At 71.7% G+C, this 24,221-nt stretch carries 21 protein-coding genes and 4 tRNA genes; 10 read left to right on the top strand and 15 right to left on the bottom strand.

Going from position 1 to position 24,221, the window contains the following annotated elements:
* Positions 1-7: 7 nt before the first annotated feature.
* The 4 genes from ACAX67_RS15100 to ACAX67_RS15085 are packed head-to-tail and all read right to left on the bottom strand — an operon-like array spanning position 8 to position 3,428.
* Positions 8-751, bottom strand: a complete 744-nt coding sequence (locus ACAX67_RS15100; protein WP_370704693.1) for a sirohydrochlorin chelatase — start codon at positions 749-751, stop codon at positions 8-10.
* A 57-nt stretch (positions 752-808) separates the two neighbouring features.
* Positions 809-1,552 (bottom strand): phosphoadenylyl-sulfate reductase, encoded by a 744-nt coding sequence (locus tag ACAX67_RS15095; protein ID WP_370704692.1) that lies wholly within the window; start codon positions 1,550-1,552, stop codon positions 809-811.
* Positions 1,549-1,710, bottom strand: coding sequence for a hypothetical protein (locus tag ACAX67_RS15090; RefSeq protein WP_370704691.1), 162 nt, complete (start codon positions 1,708-1,710; stop codon positions 1,549-1,551). Before ACAX67_RS15090 ends, ACAX67_RS15095 begins: the two co-directional genes overlap by 4 nt.
* Positions 1,707-3,428 carry a nitrite/sulfite reductase gene (locus ACAX67_RS15085; protein ID WP_370704690.1) on the bottom strand — a complete coding sequence of 574 codons (1,722 nt, stop codon included), beginning with the start codon at positions 3,426-3,428 and terminating at the stop codon, positions 1,707-1,709. The genes ACAX67_RS15090 and ACAX67_RS15085 overlap by 4 nt, the downstream gene beginning before the upstream one ends.
* Before the next feature lie 355 nt (positions 3,429-3,783).
* Between ACAX67_RS15085 and ACAX67_RS15080 the strand changes: the two genes are divergently transcribed.
* On the top strand, positions 3,784-5,232 hold the full coding sequence (locus ACAX67_RS15080; RefSeq protein ID WP_370704689.1) for a glycine hydroxymethyltransferase: 1,449 nt from the start codon (positions 3,784-3,786) through the stop codon (positions 5,230-5,232).
* Positions 5,233-5,272: 40 nt separating this feature from the next.
* Here ACAX67_RS15080 and ACAX67_RS15075 read toward each other — a convergent pair whose 3' ends face one another.
* From ACAX67_RS15075 to ACAX67_RS15065, 3 genes are all read right to left on the bottom strand, one after another.
* Positions 5,273-6,259, bottom strand: a complete 987-nt coding sequence (locus ACAX67_RS15075; protein ID WP_370704688.1) for a DUF559 domain-containing protein — start codon at positions 6,257-6,259, stop codon at positions 5,273-5,275.
* Positions 6,260-6,322: 63 nt separating this feature from the next.
* Positions 6,323-7,015: a response regulator gene (locus ACAX67_RS15070; RefSeq protein ID WP_370704687.1), complete on the bottom strand. Its 693-nt coding sequence runs from the start codon at positions 7,013-7,015 to the stop codon at positions 6,323-6,325.
* The gene (locus ACAX67_RS15065) at positions 7,012-8,607 is read right to left on the bottom strand and encodes a sensor histidine kinase (protein ID WP_370704686.1); all 1,596 of its coding nucleotides are present in this window, start codon (positions 8,605-8,607) and stop codon (positions 7,012-7,014) included. The genes ACAX67_RS15070 and ACAX67_RS15065 overlap by 4 nt, the downstream gene beginning before the upstream one ends.
* A gap of 112 nt (positions 8,608-8,719) precedes the next feature.
* Between ACAX67_RS15065 and ACAX67_RS15060 the strand changes: the two genes are divergently transcribed.
* The 3 genes from ACAX67_RS15060 (at position 8,720) to ACAX67_RS15050 (ending at position 12,311) form a co-directional block, all read left to right on the top strand.
* Complete coding sequence (locus ACAX67_RS15060) at positions 8,720-10,111, top strand: cation:dicarboxylate symporter family transporter (RefSeq protein ID WP_370704685.1); 1,392 nt, start codon at positions 8,720-8,722, stop codon at positions 10,109-10,111.
* Positions 10,112-10,219: 108 nt separating this feature from the next.
* On the top strand, positions 10,220-11,182 hold the full coding sequence (locus ACAX67_RS15055) for a YihY/virulence factor BrkB family protein (protein ID WP_370704684.1): 963 nt from the start codon (positions 10,220-10,222) through the stop codon (positions 11,180-11,182).
* 10 nt (positions 11,183-11,192) lie between these two features.
* A complete protein-coding gene (locus ACAX67_RS15050) occupies positions 11,193-12,311 on the top strand; it encodes a potassium channel family protein (protein ID WP_370704683.1) in 1,119 nt (372 codons plus the stop codon).
* Between the two features lie 9 nt (positions 12,312-12,320).
* Here the strand turns inward: ACAX67_RS15050 and ACAX67_RS15045 are convergent, their stop codons facing one another.
* The gene (locus tag ACAX67_RS15045; protein WP_370704682.1) at positions 12,321-12,926 is read right to left on the bottom strand and encodes a TetR/AcrR family transcriptional regulator; all 606 of its coding nucleotides are present in this window, start codon (positions 12,924-12,926) and stop codon (positions 12,321-12,323) included.
* 120 nt (positions 12,927-13,046) lie between these two features.
* Between ACAX67_RS15045 and ACAX67_RS15040 the strand changes: the two genes are divergently transcribed.
* Positions 13,047-14,531 carry a flavin monoamine oxidase family protein gene (locus ACAX67_RS15040; protein WP_370704681.1) on the top strand — a complete coding sequence of 495 codons (1,485 nt, stop codon included), beginning with the start codon at positions 13,047-13,049 and terminating at the stop codon, positions 14,529-14,531.
* Positions 14,532-14,548: 17 nt separating this feature from the next.
* On the opposite strand, the gene ACAX67_RS15035 is transcribed toward ACAX67_RS15040, so the two are convergent.
* Both ACAX67_RS15035 and ACAX67_RS15030 read right to left on the bottom strand, forming a co-directional pair.
* Positions 14,549-15,205: a response regulator transcription factor gene (locus tag ACAX67_RS15035; RefSeq protein ID WP_370704680.1), complete on the bottom strand. Its 657-nt coding sequence runs from the start codon at positions 15,203-15,205 to the stop codon at positions 14,549-14,551.
* Positions 15,202-17,172 carry a sensor histidine kinase gene (locus ACAX67_RS15030; RefSeq protein WP_370704679.1) on the bottom strand — a complete coding sequence of 657 codons (1,971 nt, stop codon included), beginning with the start codon at positions 17,170-17,172 and terminating at the stop codon, positions 15,202-15,204. The genes ACAX67_RS15035 and ACAX67_RS15030 overlap by 4 nt, the downstream gene beginning before the upstream one ends.
* Before the next feature lie 166 nt (positions 17,173-17,338).
* Here ACAX67_RS15030 and ACAX67_RS15025 point away from each other — a divergent pair, with 166 nt between their 5' ends.
* Positions 17,339-17,695, top strand: coding sequence for a hypothetical protein (locus ACAX67_RS15025; protein ID WP_370704678.1), 357 nt, complete (start codon positions 17,339-17,341; stop codon positions 17,693-17,695).
* The gene (locus ACAX67_RS15020; RefSeq protein ID WP_370704677.1) at positions 17,692-18,378 is read left to right on the top strand and encodes a DUF4386 family protein; all 687 of its coding nucleotides are present in this window, start codon (positions 17,692-17,694) and stop codon (positions 18,376-18,378) included. Before ACAX67_RS15025 ends, ACAX67_RS15020 begins: the two co-directional genes overlap by 4 nt.
* 13 nt (positions 18,379-18,391) lie before the next feature.
* Here the strand turns inward: ACAX67_RS15020 and ACAX67_RS15015 are convergent, their stop codons facing one another.
* A complete protein-coding gene (locus ACAX67_RS15015; RefSeq protein WP_370704676.1) occupies positions 18,392-18,598 on the bottom strand; it encodes a hypothetical protein in 207 nt (68 codons plus the stop codon).
* Positions 18,599-18,746: 148 nt separating this feature from the next.
* On the opposite strand from ACAX67_RS15015, the gene ACAX67_RS15010 reads away from it, so the two are divergent.
* Positions 18,747-21,971, top strand: a complete 3,225-nt coding sequence (locus tag ACAX67_RS15010) for a S8 family serine peptidase (protein ID WP_370704675.1) — start codon at positions 18,747-18,749, stop codon at positions 21,969-21,971.
* A gap of 7 nt (positions 21,972-21,978) precedes the next feature.
* On the opposite strand, the gene ACAX67_RS15005 is transcribed toward ACAX67_RS15010, so the two are convergent.
* The 4 genes from ACAX67_RS15005 to ACAX67_RS14990 form a co-directional block, all read right to left on the bottom strand.
* On the bottom strand, positions 21,979-22,344 hold the full coding sequence (locus ACAX67_RS15005; RefSeq protein WP_370704674.1) for a hypothetical protein: 366 nt from the start codon (positions 22,342-22,344) through the stop codon (positions 21,979-21,981).
* A 446-nt stretch (positions 22,345-22,790) separates the two neighbouring features.
* Positions 22,791-22,865: transfer RNA gene (locus ACAX67_RS15000), tRNA-Val, on the bottom strand.
* A gap of 17 nt (positions 22,866-22,882) precedes the next feature.
* Positions 22,883-22,956 (bottom strand) — tRNA-Cys (locus ACAX67_RS14995).
* A gap of 26 nt (positions 22,957-22,982) precedes the next feature.
* A tRNA-Gly gene (locus tag ACAX67_RS14990) sits at positions 22,983-23,055 on the bottom strand.
* A 151-nt stretch (positions 23,056-23,206) separates the two neighbouring features.
* Here ACAX67_RS14990 and ACAX67_RS14985 point away from each other — a divergent pair.
* Positions 23,207-24,028 carry an aminotransferase class IV gene (locus ACAX67_RS14985; protein WP_370704673.1) on the top strand — a complete coding sequence of 274 codons (822 nt, stop codon included), beginning with the start codon at positions 23,207-23,209 and terminating at the stop codon, positions 24,026-24,028.
* Between the two features lie 62 nt (positions 24,029-24,090).
* Positions 24,091-24,162 (top strand) — tRNA-Val (locus ACAX67_RS14980).
* Positions 24,163-24,221 lie beyond the last annotated feature (59 nt).

Genomic DNA, 24,221 nt, shown 5'->3' with positions numbered 1-24,221 from the left:
CGATCGATCAGACGGGGACGAGCTCGACGGCCCCGACGGCGTAGCGCGCCAGGATCGTGCGGGCGATCTCCGGGTGGGCACCGAGCGGCTCGGACACGGCCACCGCGCCCGCCTCGAGGGCCAGCTCGGTCGCGTGGTCGAGCAGCCGGCCCGGGGCGAGGAAGAGTGACGCGACGGCGATGTGCCGGCGACCCTCCGCGCGGAAGGCCCGGACGGCCTCGCCGGTCGCCGGCGGTGCGGCGGCGGCGTAGGCGGCCGTGACCGGCAGCTTGTGGTGCGTGCCCCACACGCGGGCGAGCCGCGCGACGGCCTGGTTGGCCAGCGGGTCGGACGAGCCGGCGGCAGCCAGCACGAGGGCGTCGAGCTCGCGCACGCGCGCGCTCTTCAGTGCCTCACGCATCCGCTCGTCGAGCACCTCGAGGAAGCGCGCCTCGAGACCGAGCACGTCGGTCGCGCGGATCTTCAGCCCCGGGTGACGCGTGGTGGCCTCGGCGATCGCCTCGGGCACGTCGACCTTGGCGTGGAAGGCCTCGTTGAGGAGCAGCGGTACGACGACGATCTCGTCGTGACCGCCGCGGACGAGCCGGTCGATCACGGTCTGGAACCCCGGCTTGGCGAGCTCGAGGAAGGCCTTCTCGATCTTGAGGTCGGGGCGCAGGGCCTTCACCTCGTCGACGAGGGCGGTGATCGTGGCGGACGAGCGAGCGTCCCGGCTGCCGTGAGCCAGGGCGACCAGTGCAGGAGCGGCCATCAGGAGCTGTCTCCTCTCATGTGGTGCGGAAGAACGGGGGGAAGAGTGCGGTGCTGCTCAGGAATGGATCCCGCACTCGGTCTTGTTGGTGCCTGCCCAGCGCCCGCTGCGAGGGTCCTCGCCCGGAGCGACTCGGCGCGTGCACGGCCAGCACCCGATCGAGGGATAGCCGTCGTACACGAGGGGGTTCACGAGGACACCGTTGTCCGCGATGTAACGCTCCACCTGCTCGTCGGTCCAACGAGCCAGCGGAGAAACCTTGACCTTGCCCTTCTTGGCATCCCAGCCGATGACGGGGGCGATGACCCGGTTGTGGGTCTCCGCCCGTCGCAAGCCGGTGGCCCACGCGTCGTAGCCGGACAGGGATTCCTGAAGGGGGATCACCTTGCGCAACTTGCAGCAGAGGTCGGGGTCACGCTTGTAGAGGTCCTTGCCGTACTCGGCGTCCTGCTCCGCCACGCTCTGGACGGGCGTGATCGTGAGCAGGTTGACCGGCAGCGTGTGCTTGACGGCGTCGGCGGTGCCGACCGTCTCGGCGAAGTGGTAGCCGGTGTCGAGGAAGACCACGTCGATGCCGGGCACCACCTTGGAGGCGACGTGCGACAGCACCGCGTCGCCCATCGAGGACGTGACGCAGAACCGCTCTCCGAACGTCGCGGCGGCCCACTCGATGATGACCTCGGCCGGCGCGAGCTCGAGCTCGGCACCCCAGTGGGACACGATCTCGCGCAGCTCCTCGGGGGAGCGGCCCTCGGTCGCCGCGCCGCGGGCCAGGCGCGCCTTGGCGGTGGAGACGCTCATCGGGTCTCGCCCCCTCCGGGACGCAGCAGACCGATCAGCTTGAGCGAGAACGCGCGCAGGCACGACCGGCACTCCCACGACCCGTGCGTGGCCTCGTGCGGCCACAGGTCGCCCTCGCCGCAGAAGGGGCAGTGGAACGGGACCGCGCGCTCGCTCATGAGACGGGCTCCAAGGCCTTGTCGCCGCGGAGCAGCTCCTCGTCGGCGCGGGCGACCCAGTCGGCGAACCGCTCGTCGTCCTTGCGGTCGGCGAGGAAGTTGGTCACGACGTTGCTGACGTAGTCGTCGAGCCCCTCGCTGGTCACCTTGTGGGCGCGCAGCTTGCGGCCGAAGCTCGCGCCCAGACCGGTGGCGCCGCCCAGGTGGACCTGGAAGCCCTCGACCTGGTTGCCGTCGTCGTCGAGCACGAGCTGTCCCTTGAGACCGAAGTCCGCGACCTGCGTGCGGGCGCAGGCGTTGGGGCAGCCGTTGACGTTGACGGTGATCGGGGTGTCGAGGTCGGGGAAGCGACGCTCCAGCTCGGCGATCAGGGCGCGCGAGCGCTCCTTGGTGTCGACGATCGCCAGCTTGCAGAACTCGATGCCGGTGCAGGCCATCGTGTTGCGGCGCCAGTTGGACGGCCTGGCGGACAGGCCGATCTCGTCGAGCCGGCCGATCAGCTCGTCGACCTTGTCGCCGGCCACCCCGATGAGCACGATCTTCTGGTACGGCGTCAGGCGGGCACCGTCGACGCCGTACTCCTCGAGCAGGTCGGCCAGCTGCACCAGCAGGGTGCCGGAGACCCGGCCCACGGTCGGAGCGACGCCGACGTAGAACTTGCCGTCCTTCTGGGGGTGCACGCCGATGTGGTCGCGGTGACCGACCGGCGCGGCGGGGGACTCGAGGTTGACCAGCTTCTTGCCGAGGTACTCGTTCTCGAGGACCTCCTGGAACTTCTCCACGCCCCAGTCGGCGACGAGGAACTTCAGGCGGGCCCGCGAGCGCAGCCGGCGGTAGCCGTAGTCGCGGAAGATCCCGGCGACGCCCGACCACACGTCGGCGACCTCGTCGAGCGGGATCCACACACCGAGCTTCTGGGCGAGCATCGGGTTGGTGGCCAGGCCGCCCCCGACCCAGACGTCGAAGCCGGGGCCGTGCTCGGGGTGGACCGAGGCGACGAAGGAGACGTCGTTGGTCTCCGGCGAGACGTCCTGGCTCGGGTGACCGGTCACGGCCGTCTTGAACTTGCGGGGCAGGTTCGAGAAGTCCTTGTGGCCGATGTAGCGGCGCTCGATCTCGGCGAGCGCCGGCGTGCCGTCGATGATCTCGTCGGCCGCGACGCCCGCGACAGGAGAACCCAGGAACGGCCGCGGCGAGTCGCCGCACGCCTCGGTGGAGTGCAGGCCGACGGCGTCGAGCCGCTCCCAGATCTCCGGCACGTCCACGATGTCGATCCAGTGGTACTGGATGTTCTGCCGGTCGGTGACGTCGGCGGTGTCCCGGGCGAAGTCCACGCCGATCTGCCCCAGCGTGCGGACAGCGGCGGGGGAGAGCAGCTTGCCGTCGGAGCGGACCCGCAGCATGAAGTAGCGGTCGTCCAGCTCCTCCTCCTCCAGGGCGCCGGTCCGGCCGCCGTCGATGCCGGGCTTGCGCTGGGTGTAGAGACCCATCCACCGGAAGCGACCGCGGAGGTCGGCCGGGTCGATGGAGTCGAAGCCGCGCTTGGAGTAGACGTAGAGGATGCGGTCCCGCACGTTGAGCGGGTCGTCGTTCTTCTTCGACTCCTCGTTCTTGTTCAGCGGCTCGCGGTACCCGAAGGCCCACTGGCCCTCGGCACGTCGCGGCCGGGGGACGTCGGTGTGCTGCGGCGGCTGGGAGTCGTAGCGCAGGTCGGCCATGGTTCTTCGAGGTCCTTCGCTGAGGGGCGCGCGTCGCGCGCGGTCGTGGTCTGGGAGCGCGGTGGGATCAGCGGGACCAACACATGCTGCTGCGGGTGCGCCCGAAGTCCACGTGGCGGCGTACCACGAGGAAGGCGTGCGTTGCAGCGGAGACCATGTCAACCAGTCTCAGACTGCGGACGGCCGGTCCACAAACCTGGATCTCATGATGTGGACGCAAGTCTCGCGATGTGGACGACTCTCCAGCCGTTCCCCCGCGTGGAAGCGCTGCGTGCGACGGACGTCACACCCGTCGGGAAGACCAAGAGCAGGGGTCACAGTGATCGGAACGCCGTGGCGCCCTACGATCTTCCGCATGAGCGACCCGGTCTCGAGCAGCCTCGTCAGCAGCGCGTACAACCAGGCACTGGAGGTGATCGCCTCCGTCGAGCCGCGCATCGCCGACGCGACCCGCCAGGAGCTCGCCGACCAGCGTGGATCGCTCAAGCTGATCGCGAGCGAGAACTACGCGTCGCCGGCGGTCCTGCTGACGATGGGCACCTGGTTCAGCGACAAGTACGCCGAGGGCACGATCGGGCACCGCTTCTACGCCGGCTGCCAGAACGTCGACACGGTGGAGTCGATCGCAGCCGAGCACGCCCGCGAGCTCTTCGGCGCTGAGTACGCCTACGTGCAGCCCCACTCCGGCATCGACGCCAACCTGACGGCGTACTGGGCGATCCTGGCTCACCGCGTCGAGGGCCCCTGGCTCCAGGACGCCGGCGTGAAGAACATGAACGACCTCACCGACGAGGACTGGGAGAAGCTCCGCAAGGAGCTGGGCAATCAGCGCCTGCTCGGCATGAGCCTCGACGCGGGCGGCCACCTGACCCACGGATTCCGGCCCAACATCAGCGGCAAGATGTTCCACCAGCAGCAGTACGGCACCGACCCGGAGACGGGCCTGGTCGACTACGACGCCCTGCGCGCGAAGGCCAAGGAGTTCAAGCCGCTGATCCTGGTGGCCGGCTACTCCGCCTACCCGCGCCGGGTGAACTTCGCCAAGATGCGCGAGATCGCCGACGAGGTCGGCGCGACCCTGATGGTCGACATGGCCCACTTCGCGGGCCTGGTGGCAGGCAAGGTGTTCACCGGCGACGAGGACCCGGTGCCGCACGCCCACGTCGTCACCAGCACCTCGCACAAGTCGCTGCGCGGGCCGCGCGGCGGCTTCATTCTCGCGACCGAGGAGTACGCGCCCAGCGTCGACCGCGGCTGCCCGATGGTGCTCGGCGGCCCGCTCTCGCACGTGATGGCCGCGAAGGCCGTGGCGTTCGCCGAGGCACGCCAGCCCTCGTTCCAGACCTACGCACAGCAGATCGCCGACAACGCCAAGTCGCTCGCCGAGGGCTTCCTGACCCGCGGCGCCAAGCTCGTGACCGGCGGCACCGACAACCACCTCGTGCTGCTCGACGTCACCTCGTTCGGCCTCACCGGCCGTCAGGCGGAGTCGGCCCTCCTCGATGCCGGCGTCGTCACCAACCGCAACTCGGTCCCGGCCGACCCCAACGGCGCCTGGTACACCTCCGGCGTGCGCCTGGGCACCCCGGCGCTGACGACGCGCGGCTTCGGCCACGACGAGTTCGACCGGGTGGCCGAGCTGATCGTGCACGTGCTGCAGAACACCACGCCGGGCACCACGAAGGCGGGCGACCCGAGCAAGGCGTCCTACAACCTCGCCGAGGGCGTGGCCGACAAGGTCAAGGACGCCTCCGCCGAGCTGCTCGACAAGCACCCGCTCTACCCGGGCCTCGAGCTCTCCTGATCGCCGACGGACGTACCGAAGCCTGATCCGGAACGGCTGCTCAGGCGGCGCCGCACCGCACGCAGAGCACTTGGGTACGTCGGTCGGCGAGGTCGACCGCCGCGACCAGGACCGCGCGGACGAACTCCTGGTCGAACATGACGTCCTCCCACGCGAAGCGCAGGACGATCCACCCGTCGACGACCAGCTGGTCGTAGCGGCGCGCGTCGCGCTGCAGGGCGGCGCGATCGCCGTGCCACTCGAACGAGTCGGCCTCGAGGACGATGCGGAGGTCCTCGTCGACCAGGTCGGGGCGCGCTGAGGGGCGCACCGAGGTGATCAGGCGCTGCGGCTCGACCCGCAGACCCGCCACGGTCAGCGCCACCGACCGGAGCACCGACTCGAACGGGTTCGCCGCGTCGGGTCGCGCCGCCGCCGCGAGCGCTCGCACCCGCGCGGCACCGGGTCCTCCGGCGATCGCCCTGACGCGCGCGAGCGTGGCCCGTTCGCCGGCCCGTGCGGCGGAGTCGGCGATCGCGAGCGCCTCGTCGTCGGGCAGAGAGCGGAGGCACTGCAGCAAGGTGACCTCCTTGCAGGTGGCGATGCCGTCGACGACGTCGTCGGGCGCGAGGTCGTGGCGGTGCGGCACGACGAGCCGCAGCTGCTCGGCCGTCAGCCGGCGATTGCGTCGGAAGGAGACGTGGGGGACCTCCGGGACCGCCTTGACCGCCCACCCGTGGAACAGCGCCGCGCTCGTCAGGCACAGGACGCCCTTGACCGCATGGGCGCTCGCCACCGCGGCGTCCGCCGAAGCCACGACGTAGCGTCCGCGAGCAGCTCGCACGACGTCTCCTTCGCGGACCGCGCGATCGATGGCCGACTTCTTGACCGTCTCCAACAGCTGAGCAGCGGTGGCCACGCCGCCGAGCCGGTGGATCGCCTCGCCGACGGACGTACCGAAGTGCTCGCGCGGGTCGTCGCGCCCGCTCAGCCGCGCGCGCAAGGCCGGCTTCGGTACGTCCGTCGGCGCCCGAGATGAAGTCACCACCCCGAGATCGTCGCGAACGAGAGCCGGGACCGCGAGGGGCTCACCCTGGCCTGTGGACGACCCTCAGCGCCATCGGTAGGCGACCTCGGGCCGGCCCCCACCGCCGCCGTAGCGTGGCTGCCGGTCGGCCAGGCCGCCTGCGGCCAGGTGCTCGAGGTAGCGGCGGGCGGTGACGCGGGAGATCCCGATCGTGGCCGCGACCTCGCTGGCGGACAGGCCGTCGGAGGCGGCGCGGACCGCCGTGGTGACGTCGCGCAGCGTCTCCGGGCTCATGCCCTTGGGCAGCGGGGCGGTGCCGGTCGGGCGCAGCGAGCCGAGAAGTCGGTCGACCTCGTCCTGCACCACCTCGCGCGGGGCGGAGTCGAGGGAGTCGCGGTAGGTGGCGTACTGCTCCAGCTTGGTGCGGAAGGTCGCGAACGTGAACGGCTTCAGCAGGTAGAGCACGACGCCCTGTGCGACCGCGTGCCGGACGACGTCGGTGTCGCGGGCCGCCGTCACGGCGATCACGTCGCAGAGGTGCCCGGCTGCGCGGACGGCCGTCAGCAGACCCAGACCGTGCCCGTCCGGCAGGTGCATGTCGAGCAGGAGCAGGTCGACCGGCTCGGCGGCGGCGCGGGCGGCGTCCAGCAGGCGCAGGGTGGCGGCCGCGGAGTGGGCGATGCCGGCGACCTCGAAGCCCGGCACGCGCCCGACGTACGACGCGTGCGCCTCGGCCGCGCGCACCTCGTCCTCGACCACGAGCACCCGGACGGTCATGGCGCGTCCTCGGTGCGCATCACCACGGTGAATCGCGCGCCGCCCAGGGCCGAGCGGCCGACGTCGACGGCGCCGCCGTGGCGACGCGCGACCTGGACGACGAGCGCCAGACCGAGGCCGCGACCGGCGCCGGGCGCCGCCTTGGTGGTCCAGCCGCGTTCGAGCACCTGCGCCGCCGTGTCGTCGTCGATGCCGGGCCCGCTGTCCTCGACGGCGACGGTGAGGGCGTGCTCGGCGCCGTGCACCTCGACCCGGACCCGCCGCTCCTCGGCGCCGGCGACCGCGTCGAAGGCGTTGTCGACGAGGTTGCCGATCACGGTCACCAGGTCGCGGCCCGGCAGCGCCCCGGTGTCGGTGACCGAGCCGGAGATCGAGAGGTCGATGCCACGCTCGGCCGCCTCGGCCGACTTGCCGAGGAGGAGCGCCGCGACGACCGGGTCGTCCACGGCACCGACGACGCGGTCCGCGAGCAGCTGGGCCACCTGCAGCTCCTCGGTGGCGAAGTCCACCGCGTCCTCGGGACGGCCCATCTCGATGAGGGAGACCACGGTGTGCAGCCGGTTGGCCGCCTCGTGGTTCTGCGAGCGCAGCGACTCCGTCAGCCGCCGTACGACGTCGAGCTCGCCGGTGACCGACCGCAGCTCCGTGTGGTCGCGCAGGCTCACGACCGAGCCGACCTCGCGGCCCTCCCACAGGGCGGGCGCCGTGGAGACGACGAGCATCCGGTCACCGGCCAGGTAGAGGTCGTCGGACTCCGTCGCGCGGCCGAGGACCGCGGTGACGAGCCCCGGTGCGAGCCCCAGCCCGCCGACGTGACGCCCGAGGACGTCGTCGTGGAGGTCGAGCAGCCGCCTGGCCTCGTCGTTGACCAGCTCCACCCGGCCGTCGAGGTCGAGCAGCAGCAGGCCCTCGCGCACCGCGTGCAGGACCGCGGAGAAGTACTCGTACATGCGGGCGATCTCGCGCTCGCCCATGCCGTGCGTCATCCGACGCAGCCGCCGGCTGACGAGGGCGGCGCCGAGGAGGCCGACGACGAGGACCCCGCCCGCGGCCGCGAGGATGGCGAGCACGTCGCGGCGCAGCTCGCGGTCGATGTCGCTGACCTCGATGCCGACCGAGACGAGTGCGACCACGCGGTCGCCGTCGAGCACAGGGACGACCGCGCGCACAGAGGGACCGAGCGTCCCGGTGTACTGCTGGGTGAACACCCGGCCGTCCGGCGCGTCGCCGAGATCGCCGATGAACGGCTTCCCGATGTTGGTGGGGTCGGGATGGGTGTAGCGGGTGCGGTCGAGCCCCATGACCACGACGAAGTCGGTGTCGGTGTCGACGCGCACCTGCTCGGCATAGGGCTGGAGGCTCGCCGAGGTCGCCGGGTCGGGCCGCTGCACCTCGCGTCGCACCGTGGGGGAGTCGGCGACGGACTCCGCCACGGCCACCGCGCGGTCGGCCGCGTGGTCGCGGACGTCGCGCCGGGCGTCGTACGCCGTCAGGCCGATCGCGGTCACCACGAGGACGACGACCACCCCGACCTGCAGCAGCAGGATCTGGCGGGCGACCGAGAGGTCCGCGAGGAACCGAGGGCGGCGCACGCGGCCATTGTGTCCCAGTCAGGGAGCGTTGCCGAGGGACCTGAGTGGCGTGCGTCACGAACACAACGACCGCAACGGTGACCCAGGTCACAGCCGCGGCGAGAGTCGAGCCATGAGCATCCAGACCCCCTCAGCAGCCCCCGGTACGGCGGGCCGGCCCACGCGCCGGGACCGCACCCACTACCTCTACCTCGCCGTGGTCGGCGCGGTCGTGGCCGGCATCGTCGTCGGACTCGCGGCCCCGTCGTTCGCGGTCGAGCTCAAGCCCCTGGGCATGGCGTTCGTCGCGCTGATCAAGATGATGATCCAGCCGGTCATCTTCTGCACGATCGTGCTGGGCGTCGGCTCCGTCCGCAGCGCCGCGCGGGTGGGCAAGGTCGGCGGCCTCTCGCTGCTGTACTTCATGGTGATGTCGACCGTCGCGCTCGGCATCGGGCTCGTCGTCGGCAACGTGCTGCACCCCGGCTCGGGCCTCCACATCACGGCCGAGACGGCCTCCGCCGGCGCCGCGCAGGCCGAGGCCGGCCACGGCAGCACGACCGACTTCCTGCTCGGCATCGTGCCGGACTCGATGCTCTCGGCGCTGACGTCGGGCGAGGTGCTGCAGACGCTGCTCATCGCCCTCCTGGTGGGCTTCGCGCTGCAGGCCATGGGCAGCGCGGGTGAGCCGGTGCTCCGCGGCGTCGGCCACCTGCAGCGACTGGTCTTCCGGGTGCTCTCGATGATCATGTGGGCCGCGCCGGTCGGCGCGTTCGGCGCGATCGCGGGCGTGGTGGGGGAGACCGGCGTCGACGCGCTGAAGAGCCTCGCCGTGCTGATGATCGGGTTCTACGTGACCTGCGCGCTCTTCGTCTTCGTCGTGCTCGGCCTGGTCCTCAAGGTGTCGACGGGCGTCAACATCTTCGCGCTGCTGCGCTACCTGGGGCGCGAGTTCCTGCTCATCCTCTCGACCTCGTCCTCGGAGTCGGCTCTGCCGCGGCTCATCGCCAAGATGGAGCACGCCGGTGTCGACAAGCCGACCGTGGGCGTCGTCGTGCCGACCGGGTACTCCTTCAACCTCGACGGCACCGCGATCTACCTGACGATGGCCTCGCTGTTCATCGCGACCGCGATGGGCGACCCGCTGTCGATCGGCGAGCAGATCTCGCTGCTCGTCTTCATGATGGTCGCGTCGAAGGGCGCCGCGGGCGTGACCGGCGCGGGCATGGCGACGCTCGCCGGCGGCCTGAGCTCGCACCGGCCCGAGCTGCTCGACGGCGTCGGCCTGATCGTGGGCATCGACCGGTTCATGTCGGAGTGCCGCGCGCTGACCAACTTCGCGGGCAACGCGGTCGCGACGGTGCTGATCGGCACCTGGACGGGCGGCCTCGACCGGGCCCGCCTCGACCGGGTGCTCGCTGGCGAGGAGCCCTTCGACGAGACCACGATGCTCGACGACGACGTCGAGGGTCCGCGCGAGGAGGTCGCGGACGACGAGCAGCGGACGGTCCCCGTCCTGGCGTGAGCCGGGCCACGACCCGGGCGCGCCCCCGGGTGTGAGAAGCACGACGAAGGGAGCCGGTGCGCGCGAGGCGCACCGGCTCCCTGTCGCGTCCCGACTACGGTGGGCGCCGTGGAGGACGCTGCTCGATCGCCGTTGCGGCGCTTCCTCCACCTGGTCTGGCGGCTCGTGGTCACCACGGTCGGCTCGTGCCTGAAGTACCGGGTGACCGGGCTCGCGGCCGAGGGTGCGTTCTTCGCCGTCCTCTCGGTCCCGCCGCTGATCTTCGCCCTCGCCGGGGCGGTCGGCTACGTCTCGGAGAACTTCACCGACGCGCAGGTCGACGACATCCAGCAGGCGGTCGTCGACGTGTTCTCGACGTTCCTCACCGACCGCGCGGTCAACCGGGTGATCGTGCCGACGATGGACGACGTGCTCAAGGGCGGTCGCTTCGACGTGATCTCGCTCGGGTTCGTGCTGGCCCTGTGGTCGGGCTCGCGGGCGCTCAACGTCTTCGTCGACACCATCACGATCATGCACGGGCTCGGCGGGCACCGCGGGATCGTCAAGACGCGCGCACTCTCCTTCGTGCTCTACATCCTGGCGCTGATCACCGGTGCCATCTCGATCCCGCTCGTCGTCGCCGGACCGACCATCGTGCGCCGGTGGCTGCCCAACCGGGCCGACTTCCTCATGAATTTCTACTGGCCGCTCGTGATCCTGGTCTGCATCTGCTTCCTGGCCACGCTCTACCACGTGTCGGTGCCGGTGCGGACCAACTGGAGCTTCAACCTCCCGGGGGCCACCTTCTCGCTCGTCGCCTGGATCCTCGGGTCCTACCTGCTGCGATGGGTCCTCACCGTGACGTCGACGGACTCGCGCTCGATCTACGGGCCGCTGGCGGCCCCGATCGCGGTGCTCCTGTGGCTCTACATCGTCGCGATCGCCGTGCTCATCGGGGCCGCCGTCAACGCCGCCTTCGACTCGACCTTCCCCCAAGCCGCGACCACGCGGGCGCGGCGCGAGCTCGTCGCGCGGTTCCGCAACCGGGTCACGCAGGCGAGGGAGCGCGGCTCCACCGAGCCGATGCCATAGATTCCCCGCTGTGGCGGACGACGAAGCGACCTCCGACGGTGCCAACCGGGCGCCGAGCCGGGTCGCGCTGCCCGAGCGTGCCCGGTCGCCGTGGTGGCAGCTGAGCCGACGGCTCCTCGCGGCGTTCGCGATCATGGCCGGCACGGTGCTGCTGGTCATGTTCGACCACGACGGCTACCGCGACGCGGGTGACGCCACCGCGGCCCACCCGTACGGCGAGGTCACGGTCATCGACGCGATCTACTACTCGACCGTCACCCTGAGCACGACCGGGTACGGCGACATCGCGCCGGTCTCCGACCAGGCCCGCCTGGTCAACGCGTTCATCATCACGCCGGCCCGCATCGGGTTCCTGGTCCTGTTGATCGGCACCACCCTGGAGGTGCTCGCACAGCGCGGGCGCGAGATGTTCCGGATCGCCCGTTGGAGGAAGCACATGGACCACCACGTAGTGGTGATCGGCTACGGCACGAAGGGTCGCAGTGCCGTCGACACCCTGGTCAACAACGGCCTCGACCGCGACCACGTGGTGGTGGTCGACCCCAGTCCGGACGCGCTCGCCGAGGCGCACGCCGACCACCTCGCGGTGGTCACCGGCGACGCGACGCGTCGCGACGTGCTGCGACGGGCGGGCGTCGCCACGGCCGACCAGGTCATCGTCACGACGGCCCGCGACGACACCAACGTGCTCGCCACCCTGACCGTGCGCCAGCTCAACCCCGATGCCTTCATCGTGGCCGCGGTGCGCGAGCAGGAGAACGCGCCGCTGATCCGGCAGTCGGGCGCGGACTCGGTGATCATCTCCGCCGACGCCGTCGGCCGCCTGCTCGGCCTCTCGACCCTGTCGCCGACCCTCGGCTCGGTGATGGAGGACCTGCTCACCTACGGCGAGGGGCTCGAGGTCGCGGAGCGCGAGCTGCTGGTCTCGGAGGTCGGGGTGCCTCCGCAGTCCGTGGCCGACCAGGTGATCGCCGTGGTGCGCGACGAGAAGGTCTACCGCTACTTCGACCCGGTGGTCACCGTGCTGGCCAGGGGTGACCGGCTGGTCGTCGTACGTCCGGCCAAGGAGCTGCCGTGGGCGCCGCGCCCCGGCACCCACAACGAGGACCTCGCGAGCGACGACGACTGAGCGAGGGGCTCAGGCCCGGGACGGCGCCGTCTCGGGCAGCAGCATGACCTCGTCGATCTGCTGCGCCATCAGGTCGAGGACCCGGCGCGAGCTCGTGTCGTCGCGCCGGACCAGCCAGTCGAGCGTGACACCGTCGATGAGCGCCGCGAGGTAGCGCCCCATCACCTCGCTCGGCAGCGCCGGGGTCGCGCCGATGCCCTCGAGGAGCGCGATGAACGCGTGGGCGTAGTGCTCGTACTGCTGGCGGGCGACCTCGCCGTAGCCGGGCGTGCGTAGGCAGTACTGCGTGAGCTCGTAGGTGAGCAGGTGGTGGTCGGGGTTGGCCACGACGTGCGACCAGTACGCCTCGAGGCCGGCGCGGACCATCTCGCGGCGGGTGGCCCCGTCGGCGAAGGACGCCTCCGCGAGGTCGACGGTGGTGCCGACGAGCGTCTTGATGACGGCGTCGAGGAGCTCCTGCTTGGAGTCGAAGCAGTAGTGGAAGACGCTGAGGGAGGTGCCGGCCTCGGCGACGATCGCGCGCGTGGTGGCCTTCGGCACGCCGTCGCGGGTGAGCACCGCGATCGCGGCGTCGACGAGCTGTTGCCGTCGCTGCGCCAGTGGCATCCGTGCCATGGGTCCCCCGTCTCTGTCCTCCGCCAACCCTACGACCTCGGGACCGGCCCCGGACGTAACGGCGGGGGAGGCGCGTCGTTAGGTGTAGGACAAATGACCTGATAACACCAGGGGTTGCGAATGGGCGCAGGGATCGGTCGTCGGGAGCTGCTTGGCGGGCTCACCGTGGGAGCAGCAGGTGTGGCCGGCGTCGCCAGCGGGCTGTGGCGGCCAGCGCAGGCGGCCACCCGGCGCGGACCGCTCCCCGCGGCGGTCGACGTCGTCGTCGTGGGGGCCGGGGTGTCCGGCCTCACCACTGCCCGACAGCTCGCCAAGGGTGGCGCCGACGTGCTCGTCGTCGAGGCCCGCGACCGGGTCGGCGGGCGGGTGCTCAACCACCACCTCGACGCGGGCGGGGTGATCGAGGCCGGCGGTGCGTTCATCGGACCGACGCAGGACCGGATCCGAGCGCTCGCGGACGAGCTCGGGGTGAAGGTGTTCAAGGAGTACCTCGAGGGCGACAACGTCTACGTCAAGAACGGGCACCGCTCGACCTACACCGGCACCGTGCCGACCGACCCGAGCATCCTCCTCGACGCGGCACTGCTGCAGGCCCGCATCGACGGCATGGCCAAGCAAATCGACGTCGACGCGCCCTGGGACCACCCGAAGGCGGCCGAGTGGGACGCGACGACGGTGCAGGACTGGGTCGCACAGCAGACCCTGTCCACCGACACCGACAACCTCCTCAAGTGCTACTTCCAGCCGAGCTGGGGCTCCGACGCCGGCAACGTCTCGGTCCTCTTCCTCGCGTGGTTCATCGCGACCGCGGGCAACGAGAGCGAGGTCGGCACCTTCGAGCGGTCCTCCAGCACGAAGGACGGCGCGCAGGACTCCCGCTTCAAGCTCGGCTCGCAGGCGGTGCCGCTCCGGGTCGCCCGCCAGCTGGGTGACCGGGTGGCACTCAACGCGCCGGTGCGGCGCATCGTGCAGCACGGCGGCCGGGCGACCGTGCACACGGACCGTGGCGCCGTACGGGCGAAGCGGGTCGTGGTCGCGTGCCCCCCGCCGCTGGTCCTCGACATCGACTGGGACCCGCAGCTCCCGACGCAGCGGCGCCGGCTGCTGCAGAGCATGCCGATGGGCCACCTGATGAAGTGCGACGCCGTCTACGAGACGCCGTTCTGGCGGGAGGCCGGTCTGTCGGGCTCCGGGCTCTCGCACTCCGGTGCCACTCGGGCCGTCTTCGACAACACGCCCGCCAAGGGCGGACCCGGCGTGCTGCTCGCCTTCGTCGGCGGCTCGACGTGGAAGACCTACGGGCGGCTGCCGCTCGCACAGCGCAGGCAGGCCGTGCTCGAGGGCTTCGCCGAGATGTTCGGCGAGCAGGCCCTGCACCCGATCGAGTACACCGAGCACGACTGGACGCTCGAGAAGTGGACCACCGGCGGACCGATCGCACTCCCGAAGCCGGGCGCGATCTCCACGGTCGGCCACACCATCCGCGAGCCGCACGGCCGGGTGCACTGGGCCGGGACCGAGACCTCGACCTACTGGTCGGGCTTCATGGACGGCGCCGTCCGCGCGGGGGAGAGGGCCGCGCGGGAGGTGCTGGACAAGCTGTGACGGGGCGGGGCCGCGGGTCAGTCCGGCTCGTCGGCCCCCAACCCCGCCCGGCGGGCCCGCACGATCGCCTGCGCGCGGTCGGCGACCTGCAGCTTGGCGAAGATCGAGGAGACGTTGTTGGCCACCGTCTTCGGTGCGAGGCCCATCCGCTCGGCGATCCGGTGGTTGCTGTGGCCGGCGGCGAGCAGGTCGAGCACCTCGTGCTCCCGTGGGGTGAGCTCGGGGAAGGTGGCCCGTTCCGTCGGTGCGGGCGTCGTGAGGAAGCCGAGCACCCGCTGGGCGACCCCCGGGCCGAAGATCGCCTCGCCCGCGGCGACCGAGCGGATCGCGCGGGCGATGTCGTCCTGCTCCACCCCCTTGACGAGGTAGCCACGGGCACCGGCCCGCATGGCGGCGAACACGGAGTCGTCGTCGTCATACATGGTCAGCACGAGGATGCCCACCTCCGGTGCGACCTTGGCGATCTCGCGGGTCGCCGCGATGCCGTCGAGCTCGGGCATCTTCAGGTCGAGGAGCGCCACGTCGGGCCGGGTGGTCACGACCTCGCGCACGGCCTCGCGCCCGTTGGTGGCGGTGCCGACGATCTCCATGTCGGGCAGGGAGGACAGCAGCGCGGTGATCCCGGCCCGGACGACGGGATGGTCGTCGGCGACGACGACCCGGACGGCGCTCATGCCGCGTCCAGGGGGAGGGAGACGAACACCCGGCCGCCGGACGAGCACGGGCCGGCCTCGAAGTGGCCCCCGAGCTCGACGGCGCGTTCGCGCATGCCGGCCAGTCCGACGCCCGGCGACCAGGGCTCGGTCACGTCACCGTCGTCGAGCACGGCGAGGTCGAGCCGTCCGTCGCACTCCAACCGCAGCACGGCGCCGCTCGCGCCGGCGTGCCGGGCGACGTTGGTGAGCGCCTCGGTGGCGATGCGGAACGCCGCGACCTCGACGGCCGCCGGGAGCGCCGGCAGGGTGTCCGGCACGTCGAGGCGTACGTCGATCGTGGTGCCGTCGGGCCGCCAGGCGAGCTGGTCCGCGCGCTGGCGCAGCGCCTGGAGGAGACCGAGCTCGTCGAGGGCCGGCGGGCGGAGGTCGTCGACCAGGCGCCGGACATCGGCGATGGCGTCGCGTACGTCGTGCCGCAGTGCCGTGAGCAGCTCGCTCGAGGTCGCGGGGTCGGTGTCGACGAGGTTGGCGGCGGCGTCGGCCGAGAGGGCGATGCCCGTCAGCGCGGCACCGAGGCCGTCGTGCAGGTCCTGGCGGATCCGACGACGCTCCTCCTCGCGCGCGACGACGAGTCCCTCGCGGGAGCGCCGCAGGTCGTCGGAGAGCGCGAACGCGCGGACGGCCAGGGCCAGCGACGCGGCCACGATCGCCAGGGTCGAGCGGTCGGCCGCCGACAGCCGGCGCTCGCCGGGTCGCAGGCCGACGACGATCTCGCCGACGACCTGGCCGGCGTAGGACAGCGGCAGCCGGTCCTCGACCCCCGCGCTCGTGCCGGCCTCGGCGAGCGGCGCGCCGGTGGAGTGGACGGCGACGTAGGGCAGGCGCAACGCCGTACGCACGGCGTCGGCGACGCCGGTGAGGTCGTCGTGGCCACCCGCGAGCAGCTCCTCGCCGACGCGTGACGCGACGCGGGCGGGATTGCTGCGGTCGCCGTACATCCAACGGTCGACGAGCCGCTGGACCCGCGGCAGGAGGGGGGCGAGCGCAAGGGCGACGAGCACCGTGACCAGCGCGGACCGCCCGACGCGGGCGCTGATGACGGTGTCGAGCGCGGCGACGAGGACGACGTAGCCGGCGACTGCGCCCAGCGACAGGAGCAGCCACGCGAGCGCGCGGGACACCACGAGCCGGATGTCCAGCAGCTGTGCCCGCACGATGCCGACGGCGACCGCCACGGGGATCAGCGGGATCGCCAGCAGGACGACGATCGGGGTGCCCGACACGAAGCTCCACGGGACGACGACGGCGATGACGAGGATCGCGGCGAGCACCAGCCAGAGCAGCTGGCGGCGGCGCTGCTCGTCGCCGCGGCGGTAGCTCGCGACCAGGCTCACCACGGCCAGCCCGATCGCGATGCTGGTGCGGAGCTCGGAGACGGTCCAGAGCGCGGAGAGGTCGTCGTAGTGACGGGTGGTGAGGTAGTTCCGCGGGTAGCCCTCGGTGACCGGTTGCGGGTCGAGGCCGATCTCGGCGACGAACAGCGGGCTGGTCAGGACGACGCCCCAGGTGACCACGCGCCAGACGGCGGACTCCACCCGACCGTCCGGGACGAGCAGCAGGGCGAGAGGCAGGAACAGGCCGATCGACCACGGCCAGGAGTACATCAGTACCGTCGACGCCACCCGCTCGATCACGGCAGGTGCGCCCCGGTCGTGGGCGAGCGCGGCGATCGGCGCCGCGAGGGCTCCGGTGGCATGCCCGAGCCCGTCGGCGATGAAGAGCCAGCCGACCGCGTTGTCCGGGCGGTGTCGAGCGATGACGGCGCCGCAGACGGCGAAGGACACCCCCATCAGCCCGTTGGTGACCACGAAGGCGTTGAGAGCGTCGTCGAACGACATGCCGGCGACGGCCGCGACGACGACCCCGGCGGCAACCTCGGCCACGGCGAAGCCGCCGAGGAGGAGGGAGGTGCGCCGTCCGGTCACCCGGTCATTGTGGCGCCGCTCGCGTCCGCTGGCACGGGATCGGGATCCCGGGTGCCCGGGCAGCTTCCCCGGGCCGGGGGAGTGCCGGCCCTGACCGCGGGTGCGCTCCCGGACCGAGCCTGGTGACCACGGCGGACCCGCCGCCACCCTCACGAAGGAGAAGTCCATGAACCGCTCCCGCACCGCCGGTCTCGCCCTCCTCGGGCTGCTCTCGGTCGCCGACCTTGCCGGTCCGCTGACCACCGACGGCAAGCACCCGCCGATGGAGGTCGCGCTCGTGGGCGCGGTCATCGGCCTGGTCAGCCTGGTGCTCGTCGGCTACGCCTGGAAGGGGTCGACGCGTGCGATCGCGCCCCTGGCCGTGCTCCGGGTGCTGTCCGCACTGACGGCCTTGCCGGCGTTCTTCGTCGACGGTGTGCCCGCGGCCATCCAGGCGCTCGTGGTGGTGTTCGCCGTGCTCACGGTGGCGGGCGTCGCCCTGGTCGTCCGGCCGGCCCCGATGCGCGAGGTGGCGGTCCGATGACCACGACGACCGCTCCCGCTCCGACGCGCGGCGACCTGCGGTGGCGCGGCCGGGTCCCGCTCGCCCTGCTGCTGCCGGTAGGCCCCGCGGCCATCGCCCTGCTGCGCTACCTGATCCCCTACGACACCACGGACTCCAGCACGGAGATCGCACACGAGATCGCGCAGCACCAGACCGCGGAGAACGTCGCTGTCTGGTTCGGCTTCATCGGCATGCTGGCGCTGGTGCCGGCAGTGCTGGCGGTCGGCAAGGTCGCTCGCCGGGAGTCGCCGCGGCTCGCTGCGGCCGGGGTCGCGCTGCTCGTCCCCGGCTACCTGGTGATCGGCTGGCTGGTCGCGAGCGATGCGGCCGCGCTGTTCGCCGTACGCAAGGGGCTGCCGGCCGACGTCGTCGCCGACGCGTACGCCGACCTGCACCCCAGCGCGCTGATCGCCGGTGGGGTCTTCGTGGTCGGCCACGTCGTCGGCACGGTGCTGCTGGGCTGCGCGCTGCTGAGAGGTACGGCGGTCCCGCGGTGGGCCGCGATCGTCGTCGTCGTCGCGCAACCGCTCCACTTCGTCGCCGCGGTGATCGTGTCCAGCCACACGCTCGACCTGGTCGCGTGGGGCGGCAACGCGGTGGGCTTCGCCGTGGTGGCGGGCGCGATGCTGCGGATGTCCGACGAGGAGTGGGCGGCGCGCTGAGCGCTCCGCGGCCTCACCCGTACGCCGACCCCGTCCGCTGGGTGGCCTCGATCGGCCGCAGCTGATCGGCCGGGAGCCACTCGAGGGCCACCCGGCCGCGGGGGTCGACGAACACCACCTGGGCCTCCCAGCCAGGGGTCTGCCGCCAGCCCAGCACCAGGCCGGGCATCTCGGTCGGCGCGAAGGCCGGTCGCACCCATACGTGGCGCACACCCGTCATCGACACACAATAGAACACGTGTTCGATGCCTCGCGAATTGTCAGGAATCCCCGGCACCCCGGGACCACCGGTGCCAGACTCGGCCGTCTGGGGGCATCGAGTTGCGGCGATCTTGGGAGTTCCGGTGCTCATCTCTCTCCGTGGTGTCATGGCGACCCTCGTCGGTCTCGCGGTGCTGATCGCGCCGCTCAGCGCGAGCGGCGCACCCTCCGCCGAACCGCATCCGGTCGCACCGCCAGGACAGGGGCCCGGCGACGTGCTGGGGAAGCACGACAACGCCCTCATCGCGCAGGCGCTCGCCGACGGCGACGACACCGTCCAGCTGCTCGTGGTCACCGATCCCGGGCGCGGCGACCAGGTGTCCGCCAGCATCGACGAGCTCGGCGGCACGGTGATGTACCGAACCGATGCTGTGGACTACCTCCGGGTGCGGGTCCCGGTCGCGAAGGCCGGCGCAGTGGCGGCGCTGGGCGACGTCAGCGCCGTCGACGTCGACGAGGTGCTGCCGGTCGAGGGGCGGGTCGCTGGCCGCAGTGCGCTGGACCCGCTGCCCCAGTCGCCGCCGGGCGCCGGCACCGCGCGCAACAACCCGTACCTGCCCACGCAGGACGCCCTCACCTCACAGTTCACCACCACCCACCCGAAGTGGGACGGTCGCGGGACCCGGATCGCGGTCGTCGACACCGGCGTGGACCTGGGCAACCCAGCGCTCCGGACGACGTCGACGGGGCAGCCCAAGATCGTCGACTGGGTCACCGCGACCGACCCCTCGTTCACCGGGTCGACCAACAGCGACGACGACCCGACGTGGATCCAGATGACGACGTCGGTCGACGCGGACCCCACCTTCACCGCCGGCGGCTCGACGTGGACGGCGCCCGCGGCCGGCACCTACCGCTTCGGGGTCTTCAACGAGCGCGACGCGCGCCTCGGCGGCGAGCTCGGCAACGACGTCGACCGCGACGGCAATCCCGCAGGGTCCAGCGGGCTCTTCGGCGTGCTGTGGGACCAGGCGACCGACGACGTGTACGTCGACACCGACCAGGAGCACTCCTTCGCCGACGGTCCCGCGATGACGGACTACGTCACGAACCACGACGTCGAGTGGTTCGGCACGGACGACCCGGAGACGCCGGTGCGGGAAGCGGTGCCGTTCGTCGTCCAGACCGCCGCGGCCGCCGAGTCCGTGAACATCGGCCTCGTCTCCGGTGCGCAGGGCACCCACGTCGCCGGCGTGGCTGCAGGCAACGACGTCTTCGGCGGCGTCGCCGACGGTGCCGCGCCGGGCGCGCAGCTCGTGTCGGTGCGTGCCTGCCTGTTCGTCGCCGGCTGCACCAACCATGCGCTGATCGAGGGCATGATCTACGCCGCACGCGACGCCGACGTCGACGTCATCGACCTGTCGGTGGCTCAGACGACGGCCCTCAACGACGCCAACAACGCACGTGCCGAGCTCTACGACGCGCTCACCGACACCTACGGCGTCCAGATCGTGGTGCCGGCGGGCGACGACGGGGCCGGGCTCAACACCGTCGACGACCCCTCCGTCGCCGCCACGACGCTGGCCGTGGGGTCGTACGTCTCCAAGGCGACCCGACTCTCGAACTACGGCACCGTCGTCGGCCGCGTCGACAACCTCGACGCGACGTCGTCCTCCGGCCCGCGCGAGGACGGCGGGTTCAAGCCGGACCTGGTGGCCCCCGGCAGCGCCGTCGCTCCCACCCCGACGTGGGAGTCCGGTCTCCCCGAACCCGGCACCTACTCCCTCCCGCCCGGCCTCGGGATGCTCGACGGCACCGCGGTCGCTGCCGCGCAGGTGGCCGGTGCGTCCGCGGTGCTGGTGAGCGCTGCCGACGCGAGCTCCGTGCCGTGGAGTCCCGCCGCTCTCCGGACGGCCCTCCGCTCCGGTGCGCGGTTCCTCACCGGCTACGGCGCCTACCGGCAGGGGACCGGTCTCCTGCGGACCAATGCCGCCTGGCAGGTGCTGAAGGCGCAGCCGCGAGCGGAGGAGGTCGACGCAAGCGTCGAGACCCACACGGTCCTGTCCGGCTTCCTCAAGACGCCGGGGATCGGGACCGGGATCTACGACCGTGAGGGCGTCGCCGTCGGTGACCGCTACACGCGGACCTACACGGTCACTCGCACGACGGGGCCCGCCACCGCGATCACCGCACAGCTGTCGTGGACCGGCAACGACGGGACGTTCAGCGCCTACGTAGACTCCGTCCGGCTGCCGAAGAACCGCGCGGTCCAGATCAACGTCCGGGTGCGCGTCGGATCCGCCGGCGTGCACTCCGCGATCCTCAACCTCGACGACCCGGAGTCGCCCGGGGTGGAGCTCCAGACCCTCAACACCGTCGTGGCGCCGTACGAGCTCGGTGGGGCCTCCTCGACCAGGCGGGTCGAAGGGACCGTCGACCGCGGTCAGACGCAGAGCTACTTCTTCCGCGTGGCAGCCGGTACGACGGCACTGTCCTTCCGGCTGACCGGTCCGTCGGGCGCGCGTCTCGGCGGACAGCTGCGCTTCCTGCGGTTCCACCCCTACGGCACGGGCGTCGACGCCAACGGCGACGGCAGCTGCTTCTTCCCGGCGGTCGCCGGGTGCGCGAGCGGAGGCCCGACCAACCGGAACATCACCGATCCGACCCCCGGGGTCTGGGAGGTCGTGGTCGAGGCGCGGCGGTCCTCCGACCAGAGGTCGACGCCGTTCTGGCTGACCGTCTCGGCGCTCGGCGTGACGGTCGCGCCGGACCCGGACGTCATCTCCAGCGTCTCCGTCGGTACGCCGGCCAGCCGGTCCTACACGGTGACGAACGCGAAGGGGGCGTTCGTCGGCAGGGCCATCGGGGGCGCGCTCGGCAGTGCGCGCGTGTCCGTCCCGACGATCTCCGACGGGCAGCAGTCCCAGTTCACGGTTCCTGTCACCGCCGGCAGCACCGAGCTGCGCGCCACGGTCGGCGACCCGAGCGACCCGAGCGACCCGAGCGCGGACCTCGACCTGTTCGTCTACTCCTGCGTGACCGGCACCTGTGTGCTCGCCGGCCAGAGTGCGACCAGTGGCGCGGACGAGTCGGTCGTGATCCACCACCCCGCCGTCGGGACATGGGTGGTGCTCGTCGACGGGGTCGCCGTGCCAGGTGGATCCATGACCTACGCCTACGCCGACGTGGTGGCCAACCCGGCCTACGGCACGCTCGCGGTGACCGACACCGACGCGACCCGTCGGTCCGGCACGTCGTGGTCGGTCCCGGGCACGGTGACGGCCACCGCGTCACCGCCGTCGGGGCGGGTCCTGCTCGGGTCGGTCGAGGTCGTGACATCGACGGGTGAGGTCGTCGGCTCCAACGACGTCATCGTCCAGGCCGTGCACTAGCTCGCAGCTACTTCTGGCTCGGAGCCGGCACCATCGGACCGAACCCCTGGACGAACACACCGCGCCCGGTCGGCAGGTCCTTGATCGCGAAGACGCGCCGGACGTCCTGCTGCTCGCCCGGATCGGGTGAGCAGTAGTCGGCCCGGCCGAGCAGGCGGCCGCGGGCCGGATGCCGAGGCAGGCCGTCGAGCTGCGCGCCGCCCGGCTCCCGGCTCGCGTAGGTCACGCCCCGGAAGTCGATCTCGGCCCCGCAGTCGGTGAAGCTGGTGCCTTCCTCGGCCTCGTCGTCGCCGGGTGCGCAGGCCACCAGCGTCGCCCAGGCGAGCAATGCAGCGCACGAAGCGCTGGCGACGCGAAGATGCGACCGGTCCATCGGCTTCCCCTCCGAGGCGCTGACTCGCAGCATCCTACGCTCGGTGTTCGGTCGTGAACCGTGGGCTGCGAGGGATACGGCCCGTGGCCATGACTCGGCGCCGGGGTGCTGGAGCGCGGGCGACGGCGCGGACGAGCCGAGCACGACGACCCCGGCCCGCCACAGCGGGCCGGGGTCGTGCCGGGTCTCCGGTGCCGACTCCGGCGAGAGCTGCCGGAGCCGGTCCGAGGACCATGACGGCATGTGCCGGGAGCTCTCCCGACCCCGTACAGGCTCCCCAGCACGAGGGCAGGCCCGTCACACCCCATCGCCTGCTGTTCGGAGACGGTCCCGGTGCCGGATGGGTGCTGGGCGAAAAGAAGTTTGAGGTGCGCTGCTGCGAGAACCCGAGCAAACGAACGAGGCCGGTCTCCCGAGGGAAACCGGCCTCCGACTTGCGTGAAGTCTGGTGGGCGATACTGGGTTTGAACCAGTGACCTCTTCCGTGTCAAGGAAGCGCGCTACCGCTGCGCCAATCGCCCGAGTCTGTGTGGAGTTGTGGAGGTGGGTACGGGATTTGAACCCGTGTACACGGATTTGCAGTCCGTTGCCTCGCCTCTCGGCCAACCCACCGTGGAGGTCTGGGTCTGACCTCTCCGAGCGGACGACGAGGCTCGAACTCGCGACCTCAACCTTGGCAAGGTTGCGCTCTACCAACTGAGCTACGTCCGCCTGCGACTACCTCCGAACCAGTTCTCACCGGTGCGGCTGAGCGCGTGCAGAACAGTAGCCGATGTGGTGAACAGGGCCAAAACCGGGGGCGCTCTCGACGTGTCGGTCGCGGTCCTCGGCCCGGAGAGCCCCATTCCGTAGGGTGATCCGCATGCGAGTCTGGATCAACGGTGCCCTGCTCGACGACCCGAATGCCCCTGCCGTGCCGGTCACCGACCACGGTCTCACGGTGGGCGACGCGGTCTTCGAGGCCGTCAAGGTGGTCGACGGCCGGCCCTTCGCACTGACGCTCCATCTCGAGCGGCTGGAGCGGTCCGCGGCCGGTCTCGGCCTCGAGGGAGTCGACGTCGACGCCGTACGACGGGGGGTCGCCGCCGTGCTCGAGGGCGAGCCCCTCGCGCTCGGACGGTTGCGCATCACCGTCACCGCGGGCCCGGCGCCGATGGGGTCGGGGAGGGGCAAGGGCGCGCCGACCGTGATCGTGGCGGCTTCGCCGATGGACCCGGCACAGCCGACGACGACGGTGGTCACCGTGCCGTGGCCGCGCAACGAGCGGGCCGCGCTCGCGGGGCTCAAGACGACGTCGTACGCCGAGAACGTGGTCGCCCTCGCCGCCGCCCAGGAGAAGGGCGCCACCGAGGCGGTGTTCGCCAATCTGCAGGGCCACCTCTGTGAAGGCACCGGCACCAATGTCTTCTACGTCGTCGACGGCGAGGTGCGGACGCCGAGCCTGGCGAGCGGCTGCCTCGCCGGCGTCACCCGGCGTCTCCTGCTGGAGTGGTTCGGCGGGGTGGAGGTCGACGAGCCCATCCACGTCGCGGCGGGAGCCGATGAGGTCTTCCTCGTCTCGACCACCCGCGACGTCCAGGGCGTGAGCCGCTGGGACGACCGCGAGCTCGAGGCGCCCGGGCCGGTGACGAGGGCCGCGATGCAGGCGTGGGCCGAGCGCGAGCCGGAGCTCCTCGGCCGCTGACCGGCAGCCCTGATTCCAGCCGGCGCGCGGTCATGCGTTAAAGTCAGCGACCGCATCACAGCGGGCGATTGGCGCAGTGGTAGCGCGCTTCGTTCACACCGAAGAGGTCACTGGTTCGAACCCAGTATCGCCCACCGTTCCCTGCGACCCCCGTGCGTCTCCGGCCAAAGCCTGTACCCCGGGGTCGGAGTTC

This window comes from Nocardioides candidus (assembly GCF_041321175.1).
GTDB lineage: Bacteria > Actinomycetota > Actinomycetes > Propionibacteriales > Nocardioidaceae > Nocardioides.
This window is presented reverse-complemented; position numbering and strand designations above follow the sequence as displayed.